27 protein-coding genes and 1 tRNA gene are annotated in these 23,061 nt (G+C 68.7%); 11 read left to right on the top strand and 17 right to left on the bottom strand.

The annotated features are described in order from the left end of the window. The first annotated feature begins 233 nt into the window (after positions 1-233). Both ACFOM8_RS18395 and ACFOM8_RS18390 read left to right on the top strand, forming a co-directional pair. A complete protein-coding gene (locus tag ACFOM8_RS18395; RefSeq protein WP_377763666.1) occupies positions 234-2,027 on the top strand; it encodes an MFS transporter in 1,794 nt (597 codons plus the stop codon). A gap of 158 nt (positions 2,028-2,185) precedes the next feature. After that, positions 2,186-2,326, top strand: coding sequence for a response regulator (locus tag ACFOM8_RS18390; RefSeq protein ID WP_377763669.1), 141 nt, complete (start codon positions 2,186-2,188; stop codon positions 2,324-2,326). Positions 2,327-2,370: 44 nt separating this feature from the next. On the opposite strand, the gene ACFOM8_RS18385 is transcribed toward ACFOM8_RS18390, so the two are convergent. From ACFOM8_RS18385 to ACFOM8_RS18360, 6 genes are all read right to left on the bottom strand, one after another. Then, positions 2,371-2,646, bottom strand: a complete 276-nt coding sequence (locus tag ACFOM8_RS18385; RefSeq protein ID WP_377763664.1) for a hypothetical protein — start codon at positions 2,644-2,646, stop codon at positions 2,371-2,373. 67 nt (positions 2,647-2,713) lie between these two features. Continuing rightward, positions 2,714-3,106, bottom strand: coding sequence for a hypothetical protein (locus ACFOM8_RS18380; RefSeq protein ID WP_377763662.1), 393 nt, complete (start codon positions 3,104-3,106; stop codon positions 2,714-2,716). Between the two features lie 128 nt (positions 3,107-3,234). Further along, a complete protein-coding gene (locus ACFOM8_RS18375; protein WP_377763661.1) occupies positions 3,235-3,444 on the bottom strand; it encodes a hypothetical protein in 210 nt (69 codons plus the stop codon). Between the two features lie 192 nt (positions 3,445-3,636). Next, positions 3,637-4,419, bottom strand: coding sequence for a metal ABC transporter permease (locus ACFOM8_RS18370; protein WP_377763659.1), 783 nt, complete (start codon positions 4,417-4,419; stop codon positions 3,637-3,639). Further along, positions 4,419-5,195 carry a metal ABC transporter ATP-binding protein gene (locus tag ACFOM8_RS18365; protein ID WP_377763658.1) on the bottom strand — a complete coding sequence of 259 codons (777 nt, stop codon included), beginning with the start codon at positions 5,193-5,195 and terminating at the stop codon, positions 4,419-4,421. The genes ACFOM8_RS18370 and ACFOM8_RS18365 overlap by 1 nt, the downstream gene beginning before the upstream one ends. Next, positions 5,192-5,698: a Fur family transcriptional regulator gene (locus tag ACFOM8_RS18360; protein WP_377763656.1), complete on the bottom strand. Its 507-nt coding sequence runs from the start codon at positions 5,696-5,698 to the stop codon at positions 5,192-5,194. The genes ACFOM8_RS18365 and ACFOM8_RS18360 overlap by 4 nt, the downstream gene beginning before the upstream one ends. A gap of 87 nt (positions 5,699-5,785) precedes the next feature. On the opposite strand from ACFOM8_RS18360, the gene ACFOM8_RS18355 reads away from it, so the two are divergent. Together ACFOM8_RS18355 and hemP are read left to right on the top strand one after the other, a co-directional pair. Beyond that, positions 5,786-6,691, top strand: coding sequence for a zinc ABC transporter substrate-binding protein (locus ACFOM8_RS18355; RefSeq protein ID WP_377763654.1), 906 nt, complete (start codon positions 5,786-5,788; stop codon positions 6,689-6,691). 129 nt (positions 6,692-6,820) lie between these two features. Beyond that, a complete protein-coding gene (hemP, locus tag ACFOM8_RS18350) occupies positions 6,821-6,997 on the top strand; it encodes a hemin uptake protein HemP (RefSeq protein WP_207468930.1) in 177 nt (58 codons plus the stop codon). 45 nt (positions 6,998-7,042) lie between these two features. Here hemP and ACFOM8_RS18345 read toward each other — a convergent pair whose 3' ends face one another. Further along, entirely contained in the window at positions 7,043-8,641 is a 1,599-nt protein-coding gene (locus tag ACFOM8_RS18345) for a pseudouridine synthase (RefSeq protein WP_377763653.1), read from the bottom strand. A 112-nt stretch (positions 8,642-8,753) separates the two neighbouring features. On the opposite strand from ACFOM8_RS18345, the gene ACFOM8_RS18340 reads away from it, so the two are divergent. After that, positions 8,754-9,203: a nucleoside deaminase gene (locus ACFOM8_RS18340; protein WP_377763667.1), complete on the top strand. Its 450-nt coding sequence runs from the start codon at positions 8,754-8,756 to the stop codon at positions 9,201-9,203. Between the two features lie 41 nt (positions 9,204-9,244). Continuing rightward, positions 9,245-9,318: transfer RNA gene (locus tag ACFOM8_RS18335), tRNA-Gly, on the top strand. A 19-nt stretch (positions 9,319-9,337) separates the two neighbouring features. On the opposite strand, the gene ACFOM8_RS18330 is transcribed toward ACFOM8_RS18335, so the two are convergent. From ACFOM8_RS18330 to ACFOM8_RS18310, 5 genes are all read right to left on the bottom strand, one after another. Then, positions 9,338-9,649, bottom strand: coding sequence for a hypothetical protein (locus tag ACFOM8_RS18330; RefSeq protein WP_377763651.1), 312 nt, complete (start codon positions 9,647-9,649; stop codon positions 9,338-9,340). 87 nt (positions 9,650-9,736) lie between these two features. Then, the gene (gene mmsB / locus ACFOM8_RS18325) at positions 9,737-10,603 is read right to left on the bottom strand and encodes a 3-hydroxyisobutyrate dehydrogenase (RefSeq protein ID WP_377763650.1); all 867 of its coding nucleotides are present in this window, start codon (positions 10,601-10,603) and stop codon (positions 9,737-9,739) included. Further along, the gene (locus ACFOM8_RS18320; RefSeq protein WP_377763648.1) at positions 10,600-11,607 is read right to left on the bottom strand and encodes an enoyl-CoA hydratase/isomerase family protein; all 1,008 of its coding nucleotides are present in this window, start codon (positions 11,605-11,607) and stop codon (positions 10,600-10,602) included. Before ACFOM8_RS18320 ends, mmsB begins: the two co-directional genes overlap by 4 nt. Continuing rightward, entirely contained in the window at positions 11,604-12,755 is a 1,152-nt protein-coding gene (locus ACFOM8_RS18315) for an acyl-CoA dehydrogenase family protein (RefSeq protein WP_377763647.1), read from the bottom strand. Before ACFOM8_RS18315 ends, ACFOM8_RS18320 begins: the two co-directional genes overlap by 4 nt. 122 nt (positions 12,756-12,877) lie before the next feature. Next, entirely contained in the window at positions 12,878-14,008 is a 1,131-nt protein-coding gene (locus tag ACFOM8_RS18310) for a carboxylate-amine ligase (protein ID WP_377763645.1), read from the bottom strand. Between the two features lie 311 nt (positions 14,009-14,319). Between ACFOM8_RS18310 and ACFOM8_RS18305 the strand changes: the two genes are divergently transcribed. Further along, positions 14,320-14,886, top strand: coding sequence for a VPLPA-CTERM sorting domain-containing protein (locus tag ACFOM8_RS18305; RefSeq protein WP_377763643.1), 567 nt, complete (start codon positions 14,320-14,322; stop codon positions 14,884-14,886). 51 nt (positions 14,887-14,937) lie between these two features. On the opposite strand, the gene ACFOM8_RS18300 is transcribed toward ACFOM8_RS18305, so the two are convergent. Next, on the bottom strand, positions 14,938-16,437 hold the full coding sequence (locus tag ACFOM8_RS18300) for a CoA-acylating methylmalonate-semialdehyde dehydrogenase (protein ID WP_377763642.1): 1,500 nt from the start codon (positions 16,435-16,437) through the stop codon (positions 14,938-14,940). 96 nt (positions 16,438-16,533) lie between these two features. On the opposite strand from ACFOM8_RS18300, the gene ACFOM8_RS18295 reads away from it, so the two are divergent. From ACFOM8_RS18295 to ACFOM8_RS18280, 4 genes are all read left to right on the top strand, one after another. Then, on the top strand, positions 16,534-17,430 hold the full coding sequence (locus tag ACFOM8_RS18295; RefSeq protein ID WP_377763640.1) for a LysR family transcriptional regulator: 897 nt from the start codon (positions 16,534-16,536) through the stop codon (positions 17,428-17,430). Between the two features lie 59 nt (positions 17,431-17,489). Next, positions 17,490-17,951: a CBS domain-containing protein gene (locus ACFOM8_RS18290; protein WP_377763639.1), complete on the top strand. Its 462-nt coding sequence runs from the start codon at positions 17,490-17,492 to the stop codon at positions 17,949-17,951. Positions 17,952-18,029: 78 nt separating this feature from the next. Then, entirely contained in the window at positions 18,030-18,524 is a 495-nt protein-coding gene (gene coaD, locus ACFOM8_RS18285; RefSeq protein WP_377763637.1) for a pantetheine-phosphate adenylyltransferase, read from the top strand. 68 nt (positions 18,525-18,592) lie between these two features. Beyond that, the gene (locus tag ACFOM8_RS18280) at positions 18,593-19,501 is read left to right on the top strand and encodes a DUF2189 domain-containing protein (RefSeq protein ID WP_377763636.1); all 909 of its coding nucleotides are present in this window, start codon (positions 18,593-18,595) and stop codon (positions 19,499-19,501) included. On the opposite strand, the gene ACFOM8_RS18275 is transcribed toward ACFOM8_RS18280, so the two are convergent. From ACFOM8_RS18275 to ACFOM8_RS18260, 4 genes are all read right to left on the bottom strand, one after another. Further along, on the bottom strand, positions 19,498-20,220 hold the full coding sequence (locus ACFOM8_RS18275) for an SDR family oxidoreductase (RefSeq protein ID WP_377763634.1): 723 nt from the start codon (positions 20,218-20,220) through the stop codon (positions 19,498-19,500). The genes ACFOM8_RS18280 and ACFOM8_RS18275 overlap by 4 nt on opposite strands. Before the next feature lies 1 nt (position 20,221). After that, positions 20,222-21,070, bottom strand: a complete 849-nt coding sequence (locus ACFOM8_RS18270; RefSeq protein ID WP_377763633.1) for a fumarylacetoacetate hydrolase family protein — start codon at positions 21,068-21,070, stop codon at positions 20,222-20,224. Positions 21,071-21,230: 160 nt separating this feature from the next. Continuing rightward, on the bottom strand, positions 21,231-21,728 hold the full coding sequence (locus ACFOM8_RS18265) for a bactofilin family protein (protein ID WP_377763631.1): 498 nt from the start codon (positions 21,726-21,728) through the stop codon (positions 21,231-21,233). After that, positions 21,718-23,010 (bottom strand): DUF5930 domain-containing protein, encoded by a 1,293-nt coding sequence (locus ACFOM8_RS18260; protein WP_377763629.1) that lies wholly within the window; start codon positions 23,008-23,010, stop codon positions 21,718-21,720. Before ACFOM8_RS18260 ends, ACFOM8_RS18265 begins: the two co-directional genes overlap by 11 nt. Positions 23,011-23,061: the final 51 nt, after the last annotated feature.

Here is a 23,061-nt window from a genome sequence, read left to right as displayed (position 1 = left end):
GCCGAACCCGAAGTGGTCGACGACCTCATCGCCAACCGCATGAACCGGTAAAGGCGCGCAGGGCCTGGAGCCCGCAATGAAAAGGCGGCCTCCGGGCAGGAGGAACCGGGTGCCGCCAGACCGGCCCGACGAGCGATCCCCCGAACGCGTTTTGACGAAAAACGCGACCGGAGAAGGCTTGACCGTCGGAACCCCACGCCAGCCCACCGGCCGGCTCAACAGGAGGAGGATCGATGGCTTACGCATCGCCCGACGTGACGACCCGTTCGCGTCCCATGACATCCGAGGAAAAGAAGGTCATCCTGGCCTCGTCCGCGGGCACCATCTTCGAATGGTACGACTTCTACCTTTACGGTTCGCTGGCCTCGATCATCGGGGCGCAGTTCTTCACGGCCTTTCCCGAATCGACGCGCAACGTCTTCGCGCTGCTGGCTTTCGCGGCGGGCTTTCTGGTGCGGCCCTTTGGCGCGCTGGTGTTCGGCGCCCTGGGCGATCTGATCGGCCGGAAATACACCTTTCTGGCCACGATCCTGATCATGGGCTTCTCGACCTTTCTGGTCGGCCTGCTGCCGGGATACGCGTCCTGGGGCATCGCCGCGCCGATCCTCCTGATCGCGCTGCGGATGTTGCAGGGCCTGGCGCTTGGCGGCGAATACGGCGGGGCGGCGGTTTATGTGGCCGAACACGCGCCGCAGGGCCAGCGCGGCTATTTCACCTCGTTCATCCAGACAACCGCCACGCTGGGGCTGCTGCTGTCGCTGGTGGTGATCCTGCTGGTCACGTCCTATGTGAACGCCAACTATCCGGCGGTGCCGCAGGTCGGGCTTGACGGCCAGCCGCTGCTGGACGCCGCCGGCGCGCAGGTCATGCTGGAGCCGTTCAAGGCCTGGGGCTGGCGCATCCCGTTCCTGGGTTCGGTCTTTCTGCTGCTGATCTCTCTCTACATCCGCTTGCAGATGAACGAATCGCCCGCCTTCAAGAAGATGAAGCAGGAAGGCGCGCAGTCCAAGGCGCCGCTGAAGGAAGCCTTCGGCAACTGGCGCAACGGCAAGATCGCCCTGATCGCGCTGCTGGGGCTGACGGCGGGGCAGGCGGTGGTCTGGTATTCGGGCCAGTTCTACGCGCTGTTCTTCATCCAGAACGTGATCAAGGTGGACCAGTTCAGCGCCAACGTCTTCGTGGCCTGGTCGCTGATCCTGGGCACGGCGGGCTTCATCTTCTTCGGATCGCTGTCGGACCGCATCGGCCGCAAGCCGATCATCCTGGGCGGCTGCGCCCTGGCCGCCGCGACCTATATGTGGGTCTTCCCGATGCTGACGGCGGTCGCGAACCCCGCGCTGCACGCCGCCCAGCAGATCCCCGTGACGGTCACCGCCGCCCCCGAGGACTGTTCCTTCCAGTTCAACCCGGTGGGCACCGCGCAGTTCAACAACAGCTGCGACATCGTCAAGGCGACGCTGTCGAAATCCTCGGTCAATTCGGAAACCGTGGATGCGCCGGCGGGCACAGTGGCCTCGGTCAAGGTGGGCGACACGGTTGTGCAGTCCTATGACGCCAACGCGCTGACGGGCGATGCCCTGGCGGCGGAAAAAGCCCGCTTCACGGCGGAGATCAACGCCGCGCTGACGGCGGCGGGCTATCCGCTGACGGCGGCGGACAACACGACCGTCGCCAGGGCCGACCATTTCTTCGACATCCTCAACGCCCAGAACATCCAGATCGTGCTGATCCTGACCTATCTGATCGTGCTGGTGACGATGGTCTACGGCCCCATCGCCGCGCAACTGGTGGAACTGTACCCCACCCGCATCCGCTATTCCGGCCTGTCGCTGCCTTACCACATCGGCAACGGCTGGTTCGGCGGCCTGCTGCCGGCGACCGCCTTCGCGATCTCGGCCCAGACCGGCAACATCTATGCGGGCCTGTGGTATGCCATCGTGATCGCGGCGATGACGGTGATCATCGGCACCATCTTCGTGCCGAACGACAGCCACAAGAAGGACATCTTCGCGGACGACAACGTCTGATTCCCGCACAAGGGCGGGCCGGATCACCCCGGCCCGCCGTCACCGTTTCGGATCGGGAAGGCGCAGTCCATGGCCAGGGTTCTTGTTGTCGAGGACGGTGACAACATCGCCGTCGCGCTGGATCCCTGCTGGTCCGCGACGGCCATGCCCATTCCCGCCTGTCCGAAGGCGCCGCGGTTCTGACCGCCATCCGCGACCAGCGCCCCGACCTGGTGTTGCTGGACGTGATGCTGCCCGGCATGTCGGGCAGCGAGATCGTCGGGCTTCTGCGCGCCGAGATGTCGCGGCTGCCCAGTTGAACCTCGCTCCGCGGCGTTGCGGACCCTCTTGAGAGGTCCGGCGCTTATCCGCCGCGGCCCTGCCACAGCATCCAGGCGGCCAGTCCGATGCCGAGATAAACGGCATTCACCGCCAGCCCGGCCGCGATCTGCGCGGCCAGCGGCTCGGGCCGGGCCGTGACGCCGGTCAGCGGGATGATGACGGCCACGAAGACCGCCCCCGCCGCCAACGGCAGCAGCATCCCCGTGACCGGGCGGTTGCGCAGCGCCGTCAGCATCAGCACGATCAGCAGGCCGATGCGGAACACATCCGTGGCCTGGGCCGCAATCAGGTCCGACATCATCCCATCTCCTTGTGTCCTGCGCGGCCGGGACCAGGGCCAGGGACCGCGGCGCGCTCCACGGGGATCACAACGGGATTTCAGGCTGGTCGGGATCGACCGGAACCCGGGGCAGGGCCGGGTCGCCTGGGCCGCGCGGCGATTCCCCAAGCCGAGGCGGGGGCGGGGCGTCGGCCTTGCGGCGGATCAGGATGTCGCCGTTCTCCAGCCGCTGGGGCGGGTCGTAATTGCCCAGGTCATCGACCAGCACGGCCAGATCCTCCAGCACCGGGGCAAGACCGGCCAGGGCGCCGCCCATGTCCCGGCCCAGGCGGTTCAGGTCGGGGCCAAGCTCGCTCCACAGGTTTTCGGCGATGATGCCGAGGCCGCGTTCGACAAGGCCAAGCCCGTCCTCGGTCTGGGTCTGGGCCGGCGCCGCGCCCGGGATGGCAAGCAGAACCAGGATCGGAAGCCGGCGCATGATCACCCCGCGTTGGCCGCATGGCCCGATGCTACGCCCCCGCCCGTCCGGTGTCGAGCCTTCAACGGAAAAGGGCTGGCCCAAGGCCAGCCCTTTATACCTGACAGAACCGAGGTTCCGTTCAGAAATCAGCTGTCGTCGTCGTCCGAAGCAACGGCGGCGATGACGCCCAGCAGCAGCAGGGCCGGGACAACCAGGCCAGCGTTGGTCGAAGCGGGACGCTCTTCCACAACAACAGGCTCAACGTCGACGACGGGGGCGACATAGCCACCGGCCAGAGCCGACGAAGCGGTCAGGCCGAGAGCGGCAGCGAAGGTAGCGAATTTGGTCATGATCATGCTCCGTTTCGTTGAAGGCTGCCGTCACCGGCAACATCGAGGCGACAGTTGCACAATCCCCAGGGGTTTGAAAGCCGCATTGATTCAAATCCGTCGCGGGCTTGTGCCGACTGTTGCATATTGGCCAACACCCTTTGGCACGTCCGGTTCCGGGGGAAAACGGCGGCCCCGGACGGGTGTGGCAATCCTGCACTAGGCGCGTCGGAAGGCCTGCGAAACCGCAAAGATCGCGGCGGCGGCGCTGACGATCGAGGGACCTGCGGGCGTGTCCAGGCGCAGGCTGGCCGACAGGCCCGCCAGCACGGCAAAGGCCGCGATCAGCGTGGCATTGCCGGCCATCCGTTCGGGGGTGCGCGACAATCCACGCGCCGCCGCGGCGGGCACGATCAGCATCGCCGAAATCAGCAGCGAGCCGACGACGCGAATCGACAGCGCGACCACAACCGCCAGGGCCAGCGACAGGATCATGCGTTCGGCGCGGGGGTCGATCCCGGCGGCCATCGCCAGTTCCTCGTTCACGGATGCGGTCAGCAGCCGCTGCCATCGCCAGGCCAGCAAGGCCAGCACCCCGGCGGCGCCCGCCCAGATCAGCGCCAGGTCGGCGCGGCCCACGGCCAGGATGTCGCCGAACAGATAGGCCGACAGGTCCGACCGGGCCTGCGGCACGAAGCTGATCGCCACCAGCCCGACGGCCAGGGCGGAATGGGACAGGACGCCCAGAACCGTGTCCATCGCCTGCCCGCGCGCGGTCAAGGCCGACACGGCCAGCGCCATCGCCAGCGCCACCAGCAGCGTCCCCGCATAGATCGAGGCGTTGAAGGCCAGGCTGACCGCCACCCCCAGGATCGCCGCATGGGCGGTCGAATCGCCGAAATAGGCCATGCGCCGCCAGATCACGAAGCTGCCCAAAGGCCCCGCCGCCGCGGCAACGCCAAGCCCCGCCAGAACGGCGCGGACGAAGAAGTCGTCCAGCATCAGGATGCCCCGGACTGGCGGCGCGGATGCAGGCAGGCCGCGTCGCGGTCGCGGTCGTGATCGTGATCGTGGTCATGGCGGTGCCGGTAAAGCGCCAGCGTGCCTTCGGATCCCGCGCCGAACAGCGCGCGGTATTCGGGGGCCGAGCTGACATGCTGGGGGGTGCCCTCGCAGCAGACATGGCCGTTGAGGCAGATCACCCGGTCGGACGCCCGCATCACCACCAGCAGGTCGTGGCTGACCATCAGCACCGCCGCGCCGGTCTGGCGGCGCACCTCCTCGATCAGCTTGTAGAAGGCGACGATGCCGGGCTGGTCCAAGCCCTGCGTCGGCTCGTCCAGCACCAGCAGATGCGGGCCGTGCAGCAGCGCGCGGGCCAGCAGCACGCGCTGGAACTGGCCGCCGGACAGCTGCGTCAGCTGGCGCGCCCCGACGCCCTCGACCCCGGTGCGGGCCAGAACCCTTGCCGCGACACCGTCGGAAACCCGGCGGGGCAGGGACAGGAAACGCCGCACGGTCATGGGAATGGTCGTGTCCACCTGCACGCGCTGCGGGACATAGCCGATGCGCAGCCCCGCCCTGCGCGTCACCCGGCCCGCCGCCAGGGGCATGTGCCCCAGCAGCGCCCGGATCAGCGAGGACTTGCCCGACCCGTTCGGGCCGACAACGGTGACGATTTCCTGCGGGTCGATGCGGAAGTCCACGCCTTGCAGAACCGTGTCGCGGCCGCCGGGACGCAGGACGGTCAGGCCATGGGCCTCGATCAGCGCGCTCATGCCCCCGCTCCGGGGGTCTCGGCGCAGGCGGGGCAGAGGCCCAGGGCCTCGATGGTGACGCGCTCGACCGCAAAGCCGGTTTCCGCCGCCAGATCGGACAGGGCGCCGCGCACGGGGGCGGCGGGCAGTTCGGCCAGCTTGTCGCAGGCCCGGCAGATCAGAAAGGCGGGCGCATGGTCATGGCCGGGATGCAGGCAGGCCGCAAAGGCGTTCAACCGCTGCAAGCGATGCGCAAGGCCGTGTTCCACCAGGAATTCCAACGCCCGATAGGCCACGGGCGGCTGACGGCCGAAGCCCTCGGCGGCAAGGCGGTCCAGCACCTCGTAGGCGCCCAGGGCGCGGTGCGATTCCAGCAGGATCTCCAGCGTGCGGCGGCGCACGGGGGTCATCCGGCCGCCCTGTTCGGCCAGCCGGTCCGCAGCCTCGTCCAGGGCGCGCGCCGCGCAGGCGCGATGGTCGTGGGGGGCGAAGGCCGGGGTCGTGTTGGCGTTCTGCTGGGTCAATGTCGTTACTTTATCACATCCGGGTTGACTTGTTATCATGTAACATGAAAAGGAACGGCCCTGCAATCGACGAACAAGGGACATCCGATGCGCATCATGCTTTCCGCCCTGGCCGTTCTGGCCGCCGCCCCGGTCCGGGCCGAGCCCCCGCAGGTCGTGGTGGATACGCCCGTCACCGCGTCGCTGGTCCAGCAGGTGATGGGCGAGGGGGCGCCCGTGCAGGTGCTGCTGCCGCAGGGGGCCAGCGCGCATCACCACCAGATGCGCCCGTCGGACGCGCGGGGCTTGCAGGAGGCGGGGCTGCTGGTCTGGACCGGGCCGGAGCTGACGCCCTGGCTGGACCGCTCTGCCGCATCGCTGGCCGAGGGGGTGGCGCAGCTTCGCCTGCTGGACGTGCCGGGGACGCATCTGCGCGGCTATGACGAGGATCACGGGCATGACCACGATCGCGATCACGGCCATGACCACGGCGGCATCGACCCCCATGCCTGGCTGGATCCGGCCAACGCGCGGCTTTGGCTGACGGCGATCGCCGGGGTTCTGGCGCAAAAGGATCCCGGCAATGCCGAGGCCTATGCGCGCAACGCGGCCCGGGCGGGCCAGCGCATCGCCGACCTGGACGCCGGCCTGCAAGCGCAGCTTGCCCCGCACAAGGACGCCAGCCTTGTCGTTGTCCACGACGCCTACGGCTATTTCACCGACCATTACGGGCTGCGCCCGGCCATCGCGGTCTCGCTGGGGGATGCCAGCACGCCGTCCGCCGCGCGCCTGTCGGCCATCCGAACCGAGATCGCGGCGACAAGGGCGGCCTGCGCCTTTCCCGAATACGGCGGCGATCCGACGCTGGTTCAGGCGGCGATCGAGGGATCCGATGTGCGCATGGGCAAGGAACTGTCGCCCGAAGGGGGCAACGCCAGCCCGGGGCCCGATCTTTATTTCGCCCTGATGCGGGACATGGCTGACACCATCGACAGCTGCCTGTCGGAACGTTAAGCGTCCGGTCCGGCTGGTTTTTCTTCCGCATCACTCGGCAGCCGAAGATTTCCGACTAAATTACTTTGACATTCCAAAGCAATTTTGTCAGATTTCCGGGGACGAAGGCTTAACCCCAAGAGGCTGACCATGACCGCAGCGCGCCCCGCCGATTTCCAGCAACCCGCGACCAGCGTCCTGTCGCGCATTCCGCAGCATGACGCGACGGCCCTGACGCGGGGCGGAAACCAGGCGCTGATCATCCTCGACGACCAGATCTATCAGCTGCGGATCACCCGCGCGGGCAAACTGATCCTGACGAAGTAGGGTCCGTCCCCGGCCGCGCAAGGGCGCGGCCCCGGGGCAGGCGGATCACCCGCGCGGCTTGCCCGCAGGACGGCCCCCTGGACGGCCCCCTGGACGGCCGCCCGGCTTGCCCGCAGGACGCCCGCCCGGCTTGTCGCCGAACCGGGCATCCCCGCCGCCGCGCGCCGCTTTCGGCCCGCCCGGCTTGCCGAAGGGCTTGCGGTCCCCGCCGGGCTTTCCCTCGCCCCTGGGCTTGAAGCCGCGTTCGCCCCCGGACCTGTCGCCGCGGGGCTTGAACCCGCCTTCCGGTTTGTCGCCGCGCGGCTTGTGGCTGCGTTCGCCGTCCGCCCTCTCGCCGCGCGGCTTGAAGCCGCCTTCGGAACGGTCCCCGCGCGGCTTGAAGCCGCGCTCGCCCTCGGACCTGTCGCCGCGAGGCTTGAAGCCGCCTTCCGGCCTGTCGCCGCGCGGCTTGTGGCCGGGCTTGCCGTCCTGACCGTCGCGCGCGGGCTTGGCGAAGCGCGGACGGTCCTCGGCGCCCTCGGGGCGGGGCTTGCCGGACCAGGCCCGCGCCGGACGATCCCCATCCTCGTGCGCGGGGCGGGGCTTGCCGCCGAAACGCGGCCGGCCGGCATCGTCGCCGCCAAAGCGGGACTTGCCGGGCCTGTCACCCGAGGGCCTGTCACCCGAAGGCCTGTTCCCCCAGGGCCGGGCCGGGCGGTCCGCGTCGTCGCGCGGACCGGCGGGCTTGCGGGCGAAGCGGCCTTCGCCTTCCTCGCCCCCGCCCGTGCGGAAGACGCGGCGCGGCGCGGCGCCATCCTCGCTGCGCGGCTTGCGGGGGCCTTCGGCGCCGCGCGGCCGCATCGCGCGGTCCTTGGGCGCGGTCTCCTCGCCGGTCAGCAGCCCGCCCAGCTGGTCGCGCAGCACGCGGCGCTTGACCTCGACCACCTCGTTCTTTTCCATGCCGGTCAGCTTGAAGGGGCCATATCCGATGCGGATCAGCCGGTTCACCTGCAAGCCCACATGGGCCATGGCGCGGCGGATTTCGCGGTTCCGGCCTTCGCGGATGCCGACGGTCAGCCAGGCGTTCGCGCCCTGCTGGCTGTCCAGCTTGATCTCCATGGGGGCGAAATCCTCGCCCTCGATGGTGGCGCCCCGGCGCAGCGGGGCAAAGGTCGCATCGTTGGGCGTGCCGTTCACCCGCACGCGATAGCGCCGCAGCCAGCCGGTCGAGGGCAGTTCCAGCCGCCGCTTCAGTTCGCCGTCGTTGGTCAAAAGCAGCAGCCCTTCGGATGTCAGGTCCAGCCGCCCGACCGTCATCACGCGCGGCAGGTCGCGGGGCAGGGCGTCGAACACCGTCTGGCGGCCCTTTTCGTCGGATTCGGTGGTCACCAGTCCCAGCGGCTTGTAATACAGCCACAGCCGCGTTTCCTGCGGTTCGTCCAGCTTCTTGCCGTCCACGGTGATGCGGTCGGAGGGCAGCACGTCCAGCGCGGGGCTGTCGATCTTCTTGCCGTTCACCGTGACCCGGCCTTCCAGGATCATGCGTTCGGCTTCTCGCCTGCTGGCGACGCCGGCGCGGGCCATCACCTTGGCGATGCGGTCGGGGGATTGCTCGGGTCTGGGGGCGGGGGTCGGTGCCGGGGAAGGGGTGGCGTCGTCGGTCATGGCGATCTCCTGCGCATCGCTGCGGTGGCAAAGCCGCGCTTCTAGCGAAAGCGCGGACCCAAGGAAAGGGCGACTTGCGCGGCAGCGGCGCCCTTGCGACAAGCGGTGCATGATCCGCTTCACCTCTCATATGGAGCGTGCCCTGGCCGAGGCAAGGGCCGCAGCCCTTCGGGGCGAGGTGCCGGTGGGCGCGGTTGTCGTGGCCCCGGACGGGCGCGTCGTGGCGGCGGCGGGCAACCGCACGCGGGAACTGTCGGACCCCACCGCGCATGCCGAGATCCTGGCGATCCGCGAAGCCTGCCGGGCCGCCGGGTCCGAACGGCTGCCCGGCCATGACCTATGGGTCACGCTGGAGCCCTGCGCGATGTGCGCCGCGGCCATTTCGGCCGCCCGGATCGGGCGGCTGTATTACGGCGCCGGCGACAAGCGCATGGGCGGGGTGGAGCATGGCGCGCGGGTGTTCCGCCACCCGCAATGCCACCACCGGCCCCAGGTTTATGACGGCCTGGGCGCCGACCAGGCAAGGGCGCTGCTGCGGGGGTTCTTCGAAAGGCGTCGATGACGGTTGCGCGCCGCGCGCCCCTCGCCTATACCGTCGCCCATGCGGGTGTAGCTCAATGGTAGAGCAGCAGCCTTCCAAGCTGAATACGTGGGTTCGATTCCCATCACCCGCTCCACCCCGTCCCGCAGGCGGGATCAGTCCATCGGGCGGACATTGCCGCGCAGCACGGACTGGACTTGCAGGTTGTTCGGATCGACCCTGACCAGATAGCCTTCCGATATGGCATAGCGGCTGCCGCGCAGCTCCGAGCCGAGGCCGTAATGGCCGGGGTGTTCGATGAAATCAACCTCGTCGGCCTTCAGCACGTCGCCGGGCGACAGAACGCGGGCTTCCGCCCGGGGGGGCTGCTGCGGAGTGCCCTGCGCCTGCGGGGAAAGGTTGGCTGAAAACACGACCACAACGGCCGCCGCCAGGACGGACAGGATCAGTGATGGCTTCGGGGTCATGGTCGTCTCGTCTGGCGCTGTCGATCTTGGGGGTGAAACCTGCCTGGGGCAACGCAAGTTCCGCCCGCCGCACAGGGTTCCGCCCGTCTAGCGGTTTTTTTCGACGAAGCGTGGCAACATTGCCGAAAAGTCGCGGCCCCGCCCGTCTTCGTCCTCGACGAACTGCCGGTAAAGCTGCCGCGCCAGCGCGCCCATCGGCGTGTCGGCCCCGGCCGAGGCCGCGGCGGCCTGCGCCAGGTTCAAGTCCTTGAGCATCAGTTCGGCGGCGAAGCCGGGCTTGTAGCCGTTGTCGGCGGGCGATTCCGGTCCCACCCCCGGCGCGGGGCAATAGTTGTTCATCGACCAGCTGGACCCCGACGAGGTGGACACCACGTCGAACATCTTCTGGCGGTCCAGGCCCAGCTTGTCGGCCAGGGCGAAGGCTTCGCAGGTGGCGATCATGGTGACGCCCAGGATCATGTTGTTGCAGATTTTCGCCGCCTGGCCCGCGCCGGACGCGCCGCAGTGGACGGCCTTCCGGCCCATGATGTCGAACAGCGGCTTGACGGCGGCGAACGCCCCCTCCGGCCCGCCCACCATGAAGGTCAGCGTGCCCGCCCGGGCGCCGCCCACCCCACCCGAGACCGGCGCGTCCAGCGCGTCCAGCCCCGCCGCCCGCGCCTGGTCCGCCACGGCGCGGGCGCTGTCCACATCGACGGTCGAGCAATCGCAGAAGACCGCGCCGGGCTTCATCGCCGGGATGACCTCAGCCGCCACCGCGCGCAGGATGTCGCCGTTGGGCAGCATGGCGATGACCACGTCCGCGTCGGCGGCGGCGGCGGCGGCGCTGTCGGCAAGCGTCAGGCCCTCGGGCCGGGCGGCGGTGTCGAAGCCCGCGACCTGGTGGCCGGCGCGGACAAGGTTCTGCGCCATGGGCGCGCCCATGTTGCCAAGGCCGATAAAGGCGATCTTCATGCCGGTTCCTCCAGGGTCAGTTCATGCGGTCCCAAGGGCGCCAGGATCGCGGCCACATGGGCGGGACTGGCGTCGGCCATCCACCAGGGCTTGCGGTCCTTGTCGATGATCTGCGCGCGCACGCCTTCCAGGAAGTCGCTGTTCTGGGTGGCGCGATAGGTGAAGCGGTATTCGCGGGCAAGCGAATCCTGCATCCGCCGGTCCCCCCGCGCGGCGCGCACCATCGCCAACCCCGCGGCCATGGACAAGGGCGAATTGGCCGCCAGAACCTTCAGGGTCTGCGCATCGCCTGCCTGTTCCAGCGCGTCCACGATGTCGGCCACCGTGTCCTGGGCAAAGGCCGACAGGTCGCGGGTCCGCAGGGGGGCGGAAGGTGCGTCCTCGCCTTCGATCAGGGACAGATCGCCGGTGGCCTCGAGCCGGGCGATCAGGTCGGGCCATTGCGATTCGGGCAGGTAGGTGTCGGCAAAGCCCGCGTGGATCGCATCGCCCGCGCCCATCCGCGCGCCGGTCAGCGCCAGGTATTCCCCGATCCGCCCCGGCGCGCGGGACAGAAGCCACGTCCCGCCCACGTCGGGAATCAGGCCGATGCCGGATTCGGGCATGGCGATAAGGGTGCTGTCGCCCACGATGCGGTGGCTGGCATGCCCGCCCACGCCCACGCCGCCGCCCATCACGAAGCCTCCCATGAAGGCGACAATGGGCTTGGGGTAGTCGGCGATCGCCGCGTTCATGCGGTATTCGTCCGCGAAGAACCGCTGCCCCAGGGCGTGATCGCCCGCAAGCCCGGCGCGATAAACCGCCGCGATGTCGCCGCCCGCGCAGAACGCGCGGTCCCCTTCGGCGTCGATGATGACCAGTTCGACATCGGCGTCGTCGCGCCAGTCGTCCAGCGCCCGGTGGATCGCCAGGGCCATGTCGTGGCTCAGCGCGTTGAGCGCCTTGGGCCGGGCAAAGGTGATGCGCCCGGCGCGGCCGGACTTGCGGATGTTCAGGTCGTTCATCGGTTTCCCCGTTCGGCCAGCATCGTCCGGGCAACGATCAGGCGCATGATCTCGTTCGTGCCTTCCAGGATCTGGTGGACGCGCAGGTCGCGCACGATCTTCTCGATCCCGTAGTCGGCCAGATAGCCGTAACCGCCGTGCAGTTGCAGGCAGCCGTTCGCGACCTCGAAGGCCCGGTCGGTGACGTGCAGCTTGGCCATCGCGCAGAACTTGGTCGCATCCGGCGCGCCGCTGTCAAGCTTCCACGCCGCCTGGCGCAAAAAGACGCGCGCCGATTGCAGCGCCGTTTCCATCTCGGCCAGGCGGAACTGCAAGGCCTGGAACCGGTCGAGGCTTTGCCCGAAGGCGCGCCGTTCCCCCATATAGGCCAGCGTCGCGTCCAGCGCCGCCTGCGCCCCGCCAAGCGCGGCGGCGGCGATGTTCAGCCGACCCCCGTCCAGCCCCGCCATGGCATAGGCGAAGCCGCGCCCTTCCTCGCCCAGCAGGTTGTCGGCGGGAATGCCGCAGTCGTCGAACTGCACCTGCGCGGTGGGCTGGGCGCGCCAGCCCATCTTGTCCTCGGGCGCGCCGAAGGACAGACCGGGAGCGCCGTCCGGCACGATCACCGCGCTGATGCCCCGGGGACCGTCACCTCCGGTGCGGACCATGGCGATATAGGCGTCCGAATAGCCCCCGCCCGAGATGAAGGCCTTGGTCCCGTTGAGCCGCCAGCCCGCCTCGGTGCGGTCGGCGCGGGTGCGCAGGGCGGCGGCGTCCGATCCGCTGCCCGGTTCGGTCAGGGCATAGCTGAAGATCGTTTCCATGCTGCACAGCCCCGGCAGCCAGCGGGCCCTGGACCCCTCGGACCCGAACCTGTCGATCATGCCGCCGCACATGTTGTGGATCGACAGAAAGGCCGCGACTGAAGGGCAGGCCATCGCCAGCGCCTCGAAGACCAGGGTTCCGTCCAGGCGCGACAGGCCCGCGCCGCCGTGATCCTCGGCCACGTAAAGCCCGCCGAAGCCAAGCGCGGCCACGTCGGCCCACAGATCGCGCGGAATGGTGCCCTGCGCCTCCCACGCGCGGGCATGGGGCGCGATGCGGTCCCGGCCGAAATCGCGGGCCATGTCGAAGATGGCCCCCTGTTCCTCGGTCAAGGCGAAGTCCATGTTCCATCCCCTCCCAGAAATTGAACATGCGTTTAATTGCCCCGGATGCGGCGCCTTGGCAAGCCTGCCGGAGGCCCCGGTCACAAGGTCGCGGTCGCAAGGCCCCGATCGCAAGGCCGCAGTCACAGGCCCTGATGGAATTCCTGCACCAGGTGGCGGACCAGTTCGCGCATCGCTTCGTCCCGCGTGGCGCCCGCGGCGGTGGCGCGCGACAGGACGGCGCGCTGGCGGGCGGCGGATCCGCCCGTCGCCACCATCTCGCGGGTCCGGGCGACGGGGGGCTGGCTGCCCAGGGCGTCGGCGTCGGGGGCGATCAGGGCCAGCCACTCCTCGACGACCTGGGCAAAGGGAATGATCCGTCCGGCGCCGAAGTCGACAAGGCCTTCCGTCATGCCGTGGCGCGCGGCGCGCCAGCGGTTCTCGGCGATGAGAAAGCTGTCGTATTGGCGCCACCGCTGGTTCTGGCGCGACAGGCGCCACAGCATCCGCAGCGTGGCCTGGATCAGCGCGGCCAGCGTGATCGTGTCGTCCAGGCGCGGCGAGGCGTCGCAGACCCGCGTTTCCAGCGTCGGAAAGCGCGACGAGGGGCGCAGATCCCACCAGATCTTGGAGCTGTCCTCGATCACCCCCAGGTCGGTCAGCGCGCGGACGGACCGGTCGAAGTCGTCCCAGCTGCCGAATTGCGGGGGCAGGCCGGTGCGGGGCATGCCGCCGAAAACGGTGGTGCGATAGGACGCCAGCCCCGTGTCGCTGCCCTGCCAGAAGGGGCTGGATGCCGACAGCGCCAGCAGATGCGGCAGGAAATAGGTCATCTGGTTCATCAGGTCGATGCGCTGCGCGGGCGACCCGATCCCCACATGGACATGCATCCCGCAGATCAGCATCCGCCGCGACACCGCCGCCATGTCGCGCGACAGCTGGTGATACCGGTCCTTGTCGGTGTGGTGCTGCTCGCGCCAGTCCCCGAAAGGGTGGCACGAGGCCGAGATCGGCGCCAGCCCGTGATTCGCGGCGACCTGCGCCACCGTCCGCCGCAGATGCGCCAGATGGCCGCGCGCATCGGCGATGGTGGCGGAAACCGGGGTGCCCACCTCGACCTGGCAGCGCAGGAATTCGGGGCTGAAGGCGTCGCCCAGGGCCGCCTTGCACTCGGCCATCAGCGCCTCGGGGGCAGGCGCAAGCCCGCCCGTCGCGGGATCGACAAGCAGGTATTCCTCTTCGATGCCAAGGGTGAAGCCGGGATCTTCGGACATGGGTCGCCTGCTGCTGGTGTGCCACAAGGGATCAAACACCGCGGGGCCGCGCAAGGGCGGGGCACCAGGCCCCGAATGTCCGAAGGGTGAGGATTTCCTGCAACAGTGGTGTTTTCGCGAGGAAAGTCAATCGTTGTCGCCGCCACGGCAGGGATGGCCGGAAAGGCCTGGCGCCGGCGGCGCCCCGTTTGTCTGTTTTGCAGGGGATCCTGGCCAAACAAACAGCTTTTGTCTGCGCAACTCAACCGCTATGGGTGGCGCAGTTCGGGTATCGTTAACAAGTTGGTGGTTCAATGAAAATTCTGCGGAGGATGGCTTTCGCCATTCTGATGGCCATGCCTGCTGCCGGGGCTTCGGCCGCGGTCATCAATTTCGACGGCGCCTCGCTTGGGACGCATACCGGCTATGTCGAAGACGGGTTCACCTTTGACAAGGTGCGGGTGGTGCGGGCCCATTGCGACACCGGCTCCAAGCCTTGCGGTTCGGAAAACCAGTTCGCGGAATCGACGCTGAGGCGCGTCGGCGGCGGGCAGTTCGATCTCGCCGGCATGTGGATCAGCCTTGTCACGGGCAGGCCGATCACGCTGGTGACCGACCACGGCTCGACCTCCTACGGGATCGGATCGGCCGCCGGCGGCCAGACGATCCAGATCAACACGGGCTATGTTCTGGATTTTTCCGGCAACAGCGCCTTCCGGAACATCAGCTTCCTGAAGATCGTCGACAGCACGCTGGGAACGTCGGGAACCGGCGTGTTCAAGGGCAACCTGCGCTTCAACGACATCGACGTGGCGCCCGTGCCGCTGCCGGCTGCCGGCATCCTGATGCTGGCGGGACTGGGCGGTCTGGCGATGGTGCGCCGCCGCAGGCAGGGCTGACCGGCTGCGCGGCATGGCGAAAGGGCGGGGATTTCCCCGCCCTTTTCCGTTTCAGTCCATGGCGCGGAAGTTGAACTCGCCGCCTTCCTTGATGCCGGACGGCCAGCGGGCCGTGACCGTCTTGGTCCGCGTGTAGAAGCGGAAGGCATCGGGGCCGTGCTGGTTCAGGTCGCCGAAGCCGGATTTCTTCCAGCCGCCGAAGGTGTGATAGGCCAAGGGCACCGGGATCGGCACGTTGATGCCCACCATGCCGATGTTGATGCGGCTGGCGAAATCGCGGGCGGTGTCGCCGTCGCGGGTATAGATCGCGGTGCCGTTGCCGTATTCGTGGCTCATCGCCAGGCCGATGGCTTCCTCGTAGGAACCGGCGCGGACGGTGGACAGGACCGGGCCGAAGATCTCGGTCTTGTAGATGTCCATGTCGGGGGTCACGCGGTCGAACAGGTGCGGGCCGACGAAAAAGCCGTTCTCGTAGCCTTGCAGGTTGAAGTCGCGGCCGTCCACAACCAGTTCCGCGCCCTGGTCGATGCCCGACTGCACCAGCCGCAGGATGTTCTGCTTGGCCGCGGCCGTCACGACCGGGCCGTAATCCACGTCGTTGCCCGCCGTGTAGGGACCGACCTTCAGCTTCTCGATCCGGGGGATCAGGCGTTCGATCAGGGCATCCGCGGTCTTTTCGCCCACCGGCACCGCGACCGAGATCGCCATGCAGCGTTCGCCCGCCGCGCCATAGCCCGCCCCGACAAGCGCATCCGCCGCCTGGTCCAGGTCGGCGTCGGGCATGATGATCATGTGGTTCTTGGCGCCGCCGAAGCACTGCGCCCGCTTGCCGGTGGCCGCCGCGCGTTCATAGATGTACTGCGCGATCGGCGTCGATCCAACGAAACCCACCGCCTGGATGACCGGGTTGTCCAGGATCGCGTCCACGCTGTCCTTGTCGCCGTTGACGACCTGCAACACGCCGTCGGGCAAGCCCGCCTCTTGCAGAAGCTGCGCCAGCATCAGCGGAACCGAGGGGTCGCGTTCGGACGGCTTCAGGATCATCGCGTTCCCGGCGGCAAGGGCCGGACCCAGCTTCCACAAGGGGATCATTGCCGGAAAGTTGAAGGGCGTGATGCCCGCCACCACGCCAAGGGGCTGGCGCATGGAATACATGTCGATGCCCGGCCCGGCGCTGTCGGTGAACTCTCCCTTCAGCAGATGCGGCGCGCCGATGCAGAACTCGATCACCTCGAGCCCGCGCTGCACGTCGCCCTTGGCGTCGGGGATGGTCTTGCCGTGTTCGGAGGACAGCACCTCGGCCAGCTTGTCCATGTCGCGGTTGATCAGGCGCACGAACTCCATCATCACGCGGGCGCGGCGCTGCGGGTTGGTCGCGCCCCATTTCACCTGGGCCACCGCCGCGCGTTCGACGGCGTGGTCAAGTTCGGCCTTGGTGGCCAGGGACAGGCGGGCCTGAACCTCGCCCGTGGCGGGGTTGAAGACATCGCTGAACCGGCCCGAGGCGCCCTTGTGTTCCTGGCCGTCGATCCAGTGGTGAATTTCTTTCATCGCATCCTCCTTGGTTGCGCGCACCCTAGCCTTGCGGAATTGCCGGATAAAGGGGAAGGATGGCAAAGACGTTTTGCGATCATGCAAAGGCAGCGGATGGATTGGGACGATCTGCGCATTTTCCTGGCCGTGGCCCGGACCGAAAGCCTGTCGGGCGCGGGGCGCAGGCTTGGCATGGACGCATCCACCGTCGGCCGCCGGATCGCCCGTCTGGAAGCCTCGGTGGGCGCCGCGCTGTTCGCCAAGACCCCGCAGGGCTACGCCCTGACCGCCGAGGGCGCACGGCTGGTCGCCCCTGCCGAGGCCGCCGAGCAGGGTGCCAGCGCCGCCGCCGAGGCCGTGCGGCGCGAGGCCGGGCTGACCGGGCAGCTGCGCATCGGCGCGCCCGACGGTTGCGCGAATTACCTGCTGCCGCAGGTGGCGCGGGATCTGTGCGCCGCCCATCCGGGGCTGGAAATCCAGATCGTCGCCCTGCCGCGCGTGGTGAACCTGACCAAGCGGGAAGCCGACATGGCGGTGGCCGTCTCGCCACCCGACACGGGGCGGCTGACGGTTCAGCGGCTGACCGATTACCACCTGCACCTGGCCGCGCATGCCGATTACCTGTGCGCCGCCCCGCCGATCCGCGAGCTGGCGGACCTGCGGCACCACCGGATGATCGGCTACATTCCCGACATGATCTTCGACCGGGAACTGGATTACCTGTCCGAAACCGGGGTCCAGTCGGCGGCGGTCACCTCCAATTCGGTTTCGGTGCAGATGCAGGCGATCCGGGCCGGGGCGGGGGTGGGGATCGTGCACGATTTCGCCATCCCCTTCGCGCCGGGCGTCGAACTGGTGCTGCCCGACCGCATCGCGTTGAAGCGCAGCTTCTGGCTGATCCGTCATGCCGACGACCGCGCCTCGCGCCGGCTGTCGCTGCTGGCCGACCTGCTGGCGCAAGGCCTGCGGGCCGAGGTCGCGCGCCTTGAATCGCTGCTTCGTCGCACTTGACGGATCACGATTCCGGGAAAAGGATGGTTTCAAGCACAATCGCCACCGGAGGATGCACCATGCTCGTCAATCAGTTGCTGTCGATGAAATCCAGCTCGGGCAAGCCGGGGATCGAGGCGCAGACGATCGTGACCATCCGCCCCGACGCCACCCTGGGCGATGCGGTGAAGATGCTGGCCGAACAGCGCATCGGCGCGGTTGTGGTGTCGGACGACGGGAAAAAGCCGCAGGGAATTCTTTCGGAACGCGACATCGTGCGCCAGCTCGGCACCCACGGTCCCGGCGTGCTGTCCACCCCCCTGGCCGAGGTGATGACCCGCGACGTGCAGACCTGCACGGTGGGCGACGACGCCCTGGTGATCCTGGAACGCATGACTCAGGGCCGGTTCCGCCATCTGCCGGTTGTCGACGGCGACGGCAACATGCTGGGCGTGGTGTCCATCGGCGATGCGGTCAGCGGGCGGCTGAAGGAACTCGCGGCCGAGAAGGAGGCGCTGACCGGCATGATCATGGGCGCCTGAGGGCCGCCCGCAAACGCTTGCAATCTCCACAGGAATCCGCTTTCCCTGCGGGGCAGGCAAGCATAAGGGCGCCCGTTCATGCGCATCGGTCTTTATCCCGGCACCTTTGATCCGATCACGCTGGGCCATGTCGACATCATCCAGCGCGCCATGGCGCTGGTGGACCGGCTTGTCATCGGCGTCGCCATCAACCGCGACAAGTCCCCCTTGTTCGGGCTGGAGGATCGGGTGGCGATGGTGCAGGCCGAATGCGACCAGATCGCGACCCGCACCGGCGGCGAGATCGTGGTCCACCCGTTCGAGAACCTGCTGATCGACTGCGCCCGCGACGTGGGCGCGCAGGTGATCGTGCGCGGGCTGCGCGCGGTGGCCGACTTCGAATACGAATTCCAGATGGTCGGCATGAACCGGGCCTTGGACGCCAGCATCGAGACGGTGTTCATGATGGCCGATGCCCGCCGCCAGGCCATCGCCTCGAAGCTGGTCAAGGAGATCGCGCGGCTTGGCGGCGACGTATCGAAATTCGTGACGCCTCCGGTGGCGCAGGCCTTGGCGGACCGTTACCGCGCATAAGGCTTGCGGCGATCCGATGCGCTGATAGCATCCATCCGAACGCGCGCCACTTTCGACCGGAGGGATCCTTGACCCGATCCGACCTGCCCGCGCGCGACCGCCACGCCGGTCCCGACAAAATCCCCGAACCCCGCCGCATCGGCTTGCCGGATCTGTCCGACGCGCTGACCCTGGGCTGGCGCGACTTCCGCCGCGCGCCGGCCTTCGGGCTGATCTTTTCGGCCTTCTATGTGCTGGGCGGCTGGGCCCTGGCCTCGGTCGCCTTCGCCTCGGGGCGGGACTGGTGGCTGATCCCCTTCATCCTGGGCTTTCCGCTGATCGCCCCCTTTGCCGCCACCGGCCTTTACGAGGTCAGCCGCCGGATCGAGGCGGGCGAGCCCCTGGACACCGCCCGCATCCTGCGGGTGGTGTTCGAACAGCGCCAGCGCCAGATCCCGTCCATGGCGATGGTGATCCTGCTGTTGTTCATGTTCTGGGTCTTTGTCGCCCACACGGTTTTCGCGCTGTTCATGGGCGTGTCGGCGCTGACCAACATCACCTCCTCGCCCGAGGTGCTGTTGCAGGGCCGGGGGCTGGCGATGCTGGTGCTGGGCACGGTCGTGGGCGGCGGGTTCGCGGCGGTGCTGTTCGCCTTCACGGTTGTGGGCCTGCCCCTGCTGATGGAGCGCGAGGTGGACTTTGTCACCGCCATCGTCGCCTCCTGCCGGGCGGTGGCGGAAAACCCGGGCGTCATGGCCGTCTGGGCCGCGCTGATCGCGATCTGGCTGTTCGCGGCGATCGTTCCGGGCTTTCTGGGGCTGTTGGTCGTGCTGCCGGTGCTGGGCCATGCAAGCTGGCACGTCTACCGCCGGGTGACGGGGGATCAGGGCAGGCGGGTGCCCGGGCCGGATCGGGAAGCGCATGTGGCCGGGCCGTGCGGCGCGGATGGCGCCGCCGCGATGCGGCAGGAAAAACGACCTTTGCCGAAGCGCGCCTAGCCGCGCCCGATGAAGCGCATGTTGGTGGCCATCACCGTCATGAACTGCACGTTCGCGCCCTGGGGCAGGCCCGCCATGTGCAGAACGGCATCGGCCACCACCGACACGTCCATCAGCGGTTCCGCGTCCGGCGCATTGGTGCTGACCTGGGTCAGCAGTTCCGTCGCGGCGTTGCCGATGTCGATCTGGCCGCAGGCGATGCCGAAAGGCCGCCCGTCCAGCGACAGCGCCTTGGTCAGCCCCGTCACCGCGTGCTTCGAGGTGGTGTAGGCGACCGACCCGGGACGCGGCGCATGGGCGGAAATCGACCCGTTGTTGATGATCCGCCCGCCTTGCGGATCCTGCGCGCGCATCAGCCGGAACGCCGCCCGGGCGCACAGGAACATCCCGGTCACGTTGACCGCGATCACCTCGCGGAAGGTGCCGGGATCCATCGCGTCCGGCGTCGCGGGGTCCGCCCCGCGCCCGGCATTGTTGAACAGCGCGTCCAGCCGCCCCCATTCGGCATGGGCGCGGTCGAAGGCCGCGTCGACGGCGCCCTCGTTCGTGACGTCGCAGGGCAGGATCAGCGCGGGGCTGCCGCCCGCCGTTTCGCGCAGGGCGTCCGCCCTGCGGCCCAGAACCGCGACCCGCCAGCCCGCCTCCAGAAAGCGCCGCGCGGTGGCCCGCCCGATGCCGCTGCCCGCGCCGGTGATCAGGATGGATCGCGCCTTGCTCATGTCAGATCGCCCTTTGCCGTTGCTGGCCCAGTCCGTCTATGCCAAGCCGCATCACCTGACCGCGCTGAAGATAGACCGGCGGCTTTTGCCCCATGCCCACGCCCGGCGGCGTGCCGGTGGCGATCACGTCGCCCGGATGCAGCGTGGTGAAGCGCGACGCATAGGACACGATTTCCTCGGGGCCGAAAACCATTGTCGCGGTGGTGCCGTCCTGGCGGCGGCGGCCGTCCACATCCAGCCACAGGCGCAGGGCGCGCGGGTCGGGAACCTCGTCCGCCGTGACCAGCCAGGGGCCCACGGGGCCGAATCCGTCGTAGCCCTTGCCCTTGTCCCAGGTGCCGCCGCGCCGCAACTGCCAGTCGCGTTCGCTGATGTCGTTGATCACGCAATAACCCGCGATGTGCCGCGCGGCCCGGTCCGGGGCGATGTCGCGCCCGCCGTCGCCGATGACGATGCCCAGTTCGACCTCCCAGTCCGTCGCGATTGAATCCGGCGGCAGGGTCAGGTCGTCGTCCGGCCCGGCGATGCAGCTGGTCCATTTGGTGAACAGGATGGGTTCCGCGGGCACCTCCATCCCGGCCTCGGCGGCGTGGTCGGCGTAGTTGAGGCCCACGGCCAGGAACTTGCCCACCCCGGCCACGCAGGCGCCAAGGCGCAGATCCTGCTGGGGCGTGCCCTCGACCAGGGGCAGGCGGGCCGGATCCAGCGCGCGCAGCGCCTCGAGCCCCGCGCGGGTCAGGCAGGCGCCCGAGATGTCCGCCACGTGGTCAGACAGGTCGCGCACCCGGCCGTCCGCGTCCAGCAGTCCCGGCCGTTCGGCGCCCTTGTCGCCGTATCTCACAAGTTTCATGCGTCCCCCTCCGGTTGAGATGGCCCAAGCCTAGCCCATGCCACCGCGCCGCATTTTGCCCGATCGGCAGAGGCTTTATGCCGCCGACGGTGAAAATCCGCGGTTTCGGCAACGGAAAACGGCCCGCCGCAGGACGGGCCGTCGCGTCCCGGAAAGGCGGTCACTCGGACGCGGGCGGGGCCAGCTTCCTGGTCGGGCCGTTGGCAAGGGGGTCTTCCTGCCGCTGGACCGAGCCTTCGAAATGCGCGCCGGATTCGATGGCGATGGTCTTGTGGATGATGTCGCCTTCCACCCGCGCCGTGGCGGTCAGGCGCACCTTCAGCCCGCGCACGCGGCCCACCACGCGGCCGTTCACCACCACCTCGTCGCCCACGATCTCGCCCCGGATGGTGGCGCTTTCGCCGATCACCAGCTGGTGGGCGCGGATGTCGCCCTCGACGGTGCCCTCGATCTGGATGTCGCCTTCGGTGCGGATGTTGCCCACAACCGTCAGGTCCGAGGACAGGACCGAGGGCGCGGACCGCCGCGCTGGCGTCGTTACCGGCGTTTCCGTCCGCTCGAGGCTGGGGGTCGCGGCAGGCGCATCGGGGTTGCTGGTCGCGGCGCCAGGGGCGGGGGGCGTTTGCGGTTTCTCGGTCACGCGGGTCTTACTGAACATTGCTTGCAGCCTTGATGAAGCTCATCGGGTCAACGGCCCGACCCTTCATGCGCACCTCGTAATGCAGATGCGGCCCGGTCGAGCGTCCGGTATTGCCCATATCACCGATCACATCGTCTTGCGACACCCTTTGGCCGACCTTCACGCGAATCCGCGACAGGTGGGCATAGCGGGTCTCGACCCCCAGCTCATGCTCGATCTTGATGAGGTTGCCATAGGCGCCCTGCCGGCCCGCATGAGTGACCACGCCGTCGCCCGTGGCATGGACCGGCGTGCCGACCGGCCCGGCCATGTCGATGCCCTCGTGGGCGCGCCCCCAACGGCGACCGAAGCCCGAGGTATAGCGGAAGGACTGCTTGACCGGCATCGCGAGCGGCAGCTTTTCCATGGCGATGCGATAGGTGTTCATCTGGTCCAGCGTGACGATGATCTGGTTGGCCTTGGTTTCGCTGTTGGTCAGGGCCGCGTCGCCGCGTGTCGAATAGGACATCGGCGTCAGCGGGCCGCCCTGGCCGGAATAGCCTTCGCGAATCGTTTCCAGCACGTCCTCGGGGTTCATGCCCACGGACCGGAACACCTCATCCAGCGGCTCGACCGAAATGGTTACGGCGTCTTCCAGCTGGGTCAGGATTTCATCGTTGCGCGCCAGGATCTGCTCGCGCTCGACCGACAGTTCCTCGACCGCCTGCCGGGCCTGCTCGGCCTCCTGCACGGCGCTGGCGCGTTCATCGGCGGCCTGGCGCAGTTCGCCCGTCACGATGTCCAGCGCGGCGGTCACCTCCTCGCGCCGGGCGGGGTCGGCTGCCGCATCGGTGCCGGCCGCGTCGGCCACCGCCCGCTGCCCGTCACGGCCGGCCCGCGCATCGCGCAGCGAGGACTGGACCACGTCCAGCCCGGCCTCCAGCTCGCGGCGCTGTTCCTCGGCGGCCAGCAGCTGCGACTGCATCTGCGAGACCTGCTCCAGCGCGACGGTGAAGCGGTTCTGCGCGGCCAGCGCCTCGGCCGCGCGGGCGTCGCGTTCCTGGGAAAGCTGGGTCAGCCGTTCCTCGAACGCGGCCTGGGTGCGGATGATCCCGTCGCGGGACGATCCCGCGCCCATGGCGTCGATGGCCAGGACCGAACTGGCGACCAGCGTCCAGCCGAACACAAGCGTGATGCCGCCGAGCGCGGCCAACTGGGTCAAGGGACGGAGGCGAACGGACCGGGTATCGTCGTCGGACCGCAGGAACAGGCGCTTTTCGGGCAGGATCCGTTCCAGCGAGGCATTCAGGCGGTCGGTCACGTTTGGCACTTCAGCTCCCCCGGCATGGCGCCCCCCTTGAATCGGGCGATC

The organism is Paracoccus angustae, from assembly GCF_042648745.1.
Classification (GTDB): Bacteria; Pseudomonadota; Alphaproteobacteria; order Rhodobacterales; family Rhodobacteraceae; genus Paracoccus; species Paracoccus angustae.
The sequence above is the reverse complement of the archived record's forward strand: the minus strand, read 5'-3'. Positions and strand labels throughout refer to the sequence as shown.

Excerpts from the sequence above, each read along its gene's own strand:
- ACFOM8_RS18395 (WP_377763666.1), top strand. The coding sequence starts at position 234 with ATGGCTTACGCATCGCCCGACGTGACGACCCGTTCGCGTCCCATGACA.
- ACFOM8_RS18385 (WP_377763664.1), bottom strand. The coding sequence starts at position 2,646 with ATGTCGGACCTGATTGCGGCCCAGGCCACGGATGTGTTCCGCATCGGC.
- ACFOM8_RS18380 (WP_377763662.1), bottom strand. The coding sequence starts at position 3,106 with ATGCGCCGGCTTCCGATCCTGGTTCTGCTTGCCATCCCGGGCGCGGCG.
- ACFOM8_RS18375 (WP_377763661.1), bottom strand. The coding sequence starts at position 3,444 with ATGATCATGACCAAATTCGCTACCTTCGCTGCCGCTCTCGGCCTGACC.
- ACFOM8_RS18370 (WP_377763659.1), bottom strand. The coding sequence starts at position 4,419 with ATGCTGGACGACTTCTTCGTCCGCGCCGTTCTGGCGGGGCTTGGCGTT.
- ACFOM8_RS18365 (WP_377763658.1), bottom strand. The coding sequence starts at position 5,195 with ATGAGCGCGCTGATCGAGGCCCATGGCCTGACCGTCCTGCGTCCCGGC.
- ACFOM8_RS18355 (WP_377763654.1), top strand. The coding sequence starts at position 5,786 with ATGCGCATCATGCTTTCCGCCCTGGCCGTTCTGGCCGCCGCCCCGGTC.
- hemP (WP_207468930.1), top strand. The coding sequence starts at position 6,821 with ATGACCGCAGCGCGCCCCGCCGATTTCCAGCAACCCGCGACCAGCGTC.
- ACFOM8_RS18345 (WP_377763653.1), bottom strand. The coding sequence starts at position 8,641 with ATGACCGACGACGCCACCCCTTCCCCGGCACCGACCCCCGCCCCCAGA.
- ACFOM8_RS18330 (WP_377763651.1), bottom strand. The coding sequence starts at position 9,649 with ATGACCCCGAAGCCATCACTGATCCTGTCCGTCCTGGCGGCGGCCGTT.
- mmsB (WP_377763650.1), bottom strand. The coding sequence starts at position 10,603 with ATGAAGATCGCCTTTATCGGCCTTGGCAACATGGGCGCGCCCATGGCG.
- ACFOM8_RS18320 (WP_377763648.1), bottom strand. The coding sequence starts at position 11,607 with ATGAACGACCTGAACATCCGCAAGTCCGGCCGCGCCGGGCGCATCACC.
- ACFOM8_RS18315 (WP_377763647.1), bottom strand. The coding sequence starts at position 12,755 with ATGGACTTCGCCTTGACCGAGGAACAGGGGGCCATCTTCGACATGGCC.
- ACFOM8_RS18310 (WP_377763645.1), bottom strand. The coding sequence starts at position 14,008 with ATGTCCGAAGATCCCGGCTTCACCCTTGGCATCGAAGAGGAATACCTG.
- ACFOM8_RS18305 (WP_377763643.1), top strand. The coding sequence starts at position 14,320 with ATGGCTTTCGCCATTCTGATGGCCATGCCTGCTGCCGGGGCTTCGGCC.
- ACFOM8_RS18300 (WP_377763642.1), bottom strand. The coding sequence starts at position 16,437 with ATGAAAGAAATTCACCACTGGATCGACGGCCAGGAACACAAGGGCGCC.
- ACFOM8_RS18295 (WP_377763640.1), top strand. The coding sequence starts at position 16,534 with ATGGATTGGGACGATCTGCGCATTTTCCTGGCCGTGGCCCGGACCGAA.
- ACFOM8_RS18290 (WP_377763639.1), top strand. The coding sequence starts at position 17,490 with ATGCTCGTCAATCAGTTGCTGTCGATGAAATCCAGCTCGGGCAAGCCG.
- coaD (WP_377763637.1), top strand. The coding sequence starts at position 18,030 with ATGCGCATCGGTCTTTATCCCGGCACCTTTGATCCGATCACGCTGGGC.
- ACFOM8_RS18275 (WP_377763634.1), bottom strand. The coding sequence starts at position 20,220 with ATGAGCAAGGCGCGATCCATCCTGATCACCGGCGCGGGCAGCGGCATC.
- ACFOM8_RS18270 (WP_377763633.1), bottom strand. The coding sequence starts at position 21,070 with ATGAAACTTGTGAGATACGGCGACAAGGGCGCCGAACGGCCGGGACTG.
- ACFOM8_RS18265 (WP_377763631.1), bottom strand. The coding sequence starts at position 21,728 with ATGTTCAGTAAGACCCGCGTGACCGAGAAACCGCAAACGCCCCCCGCC.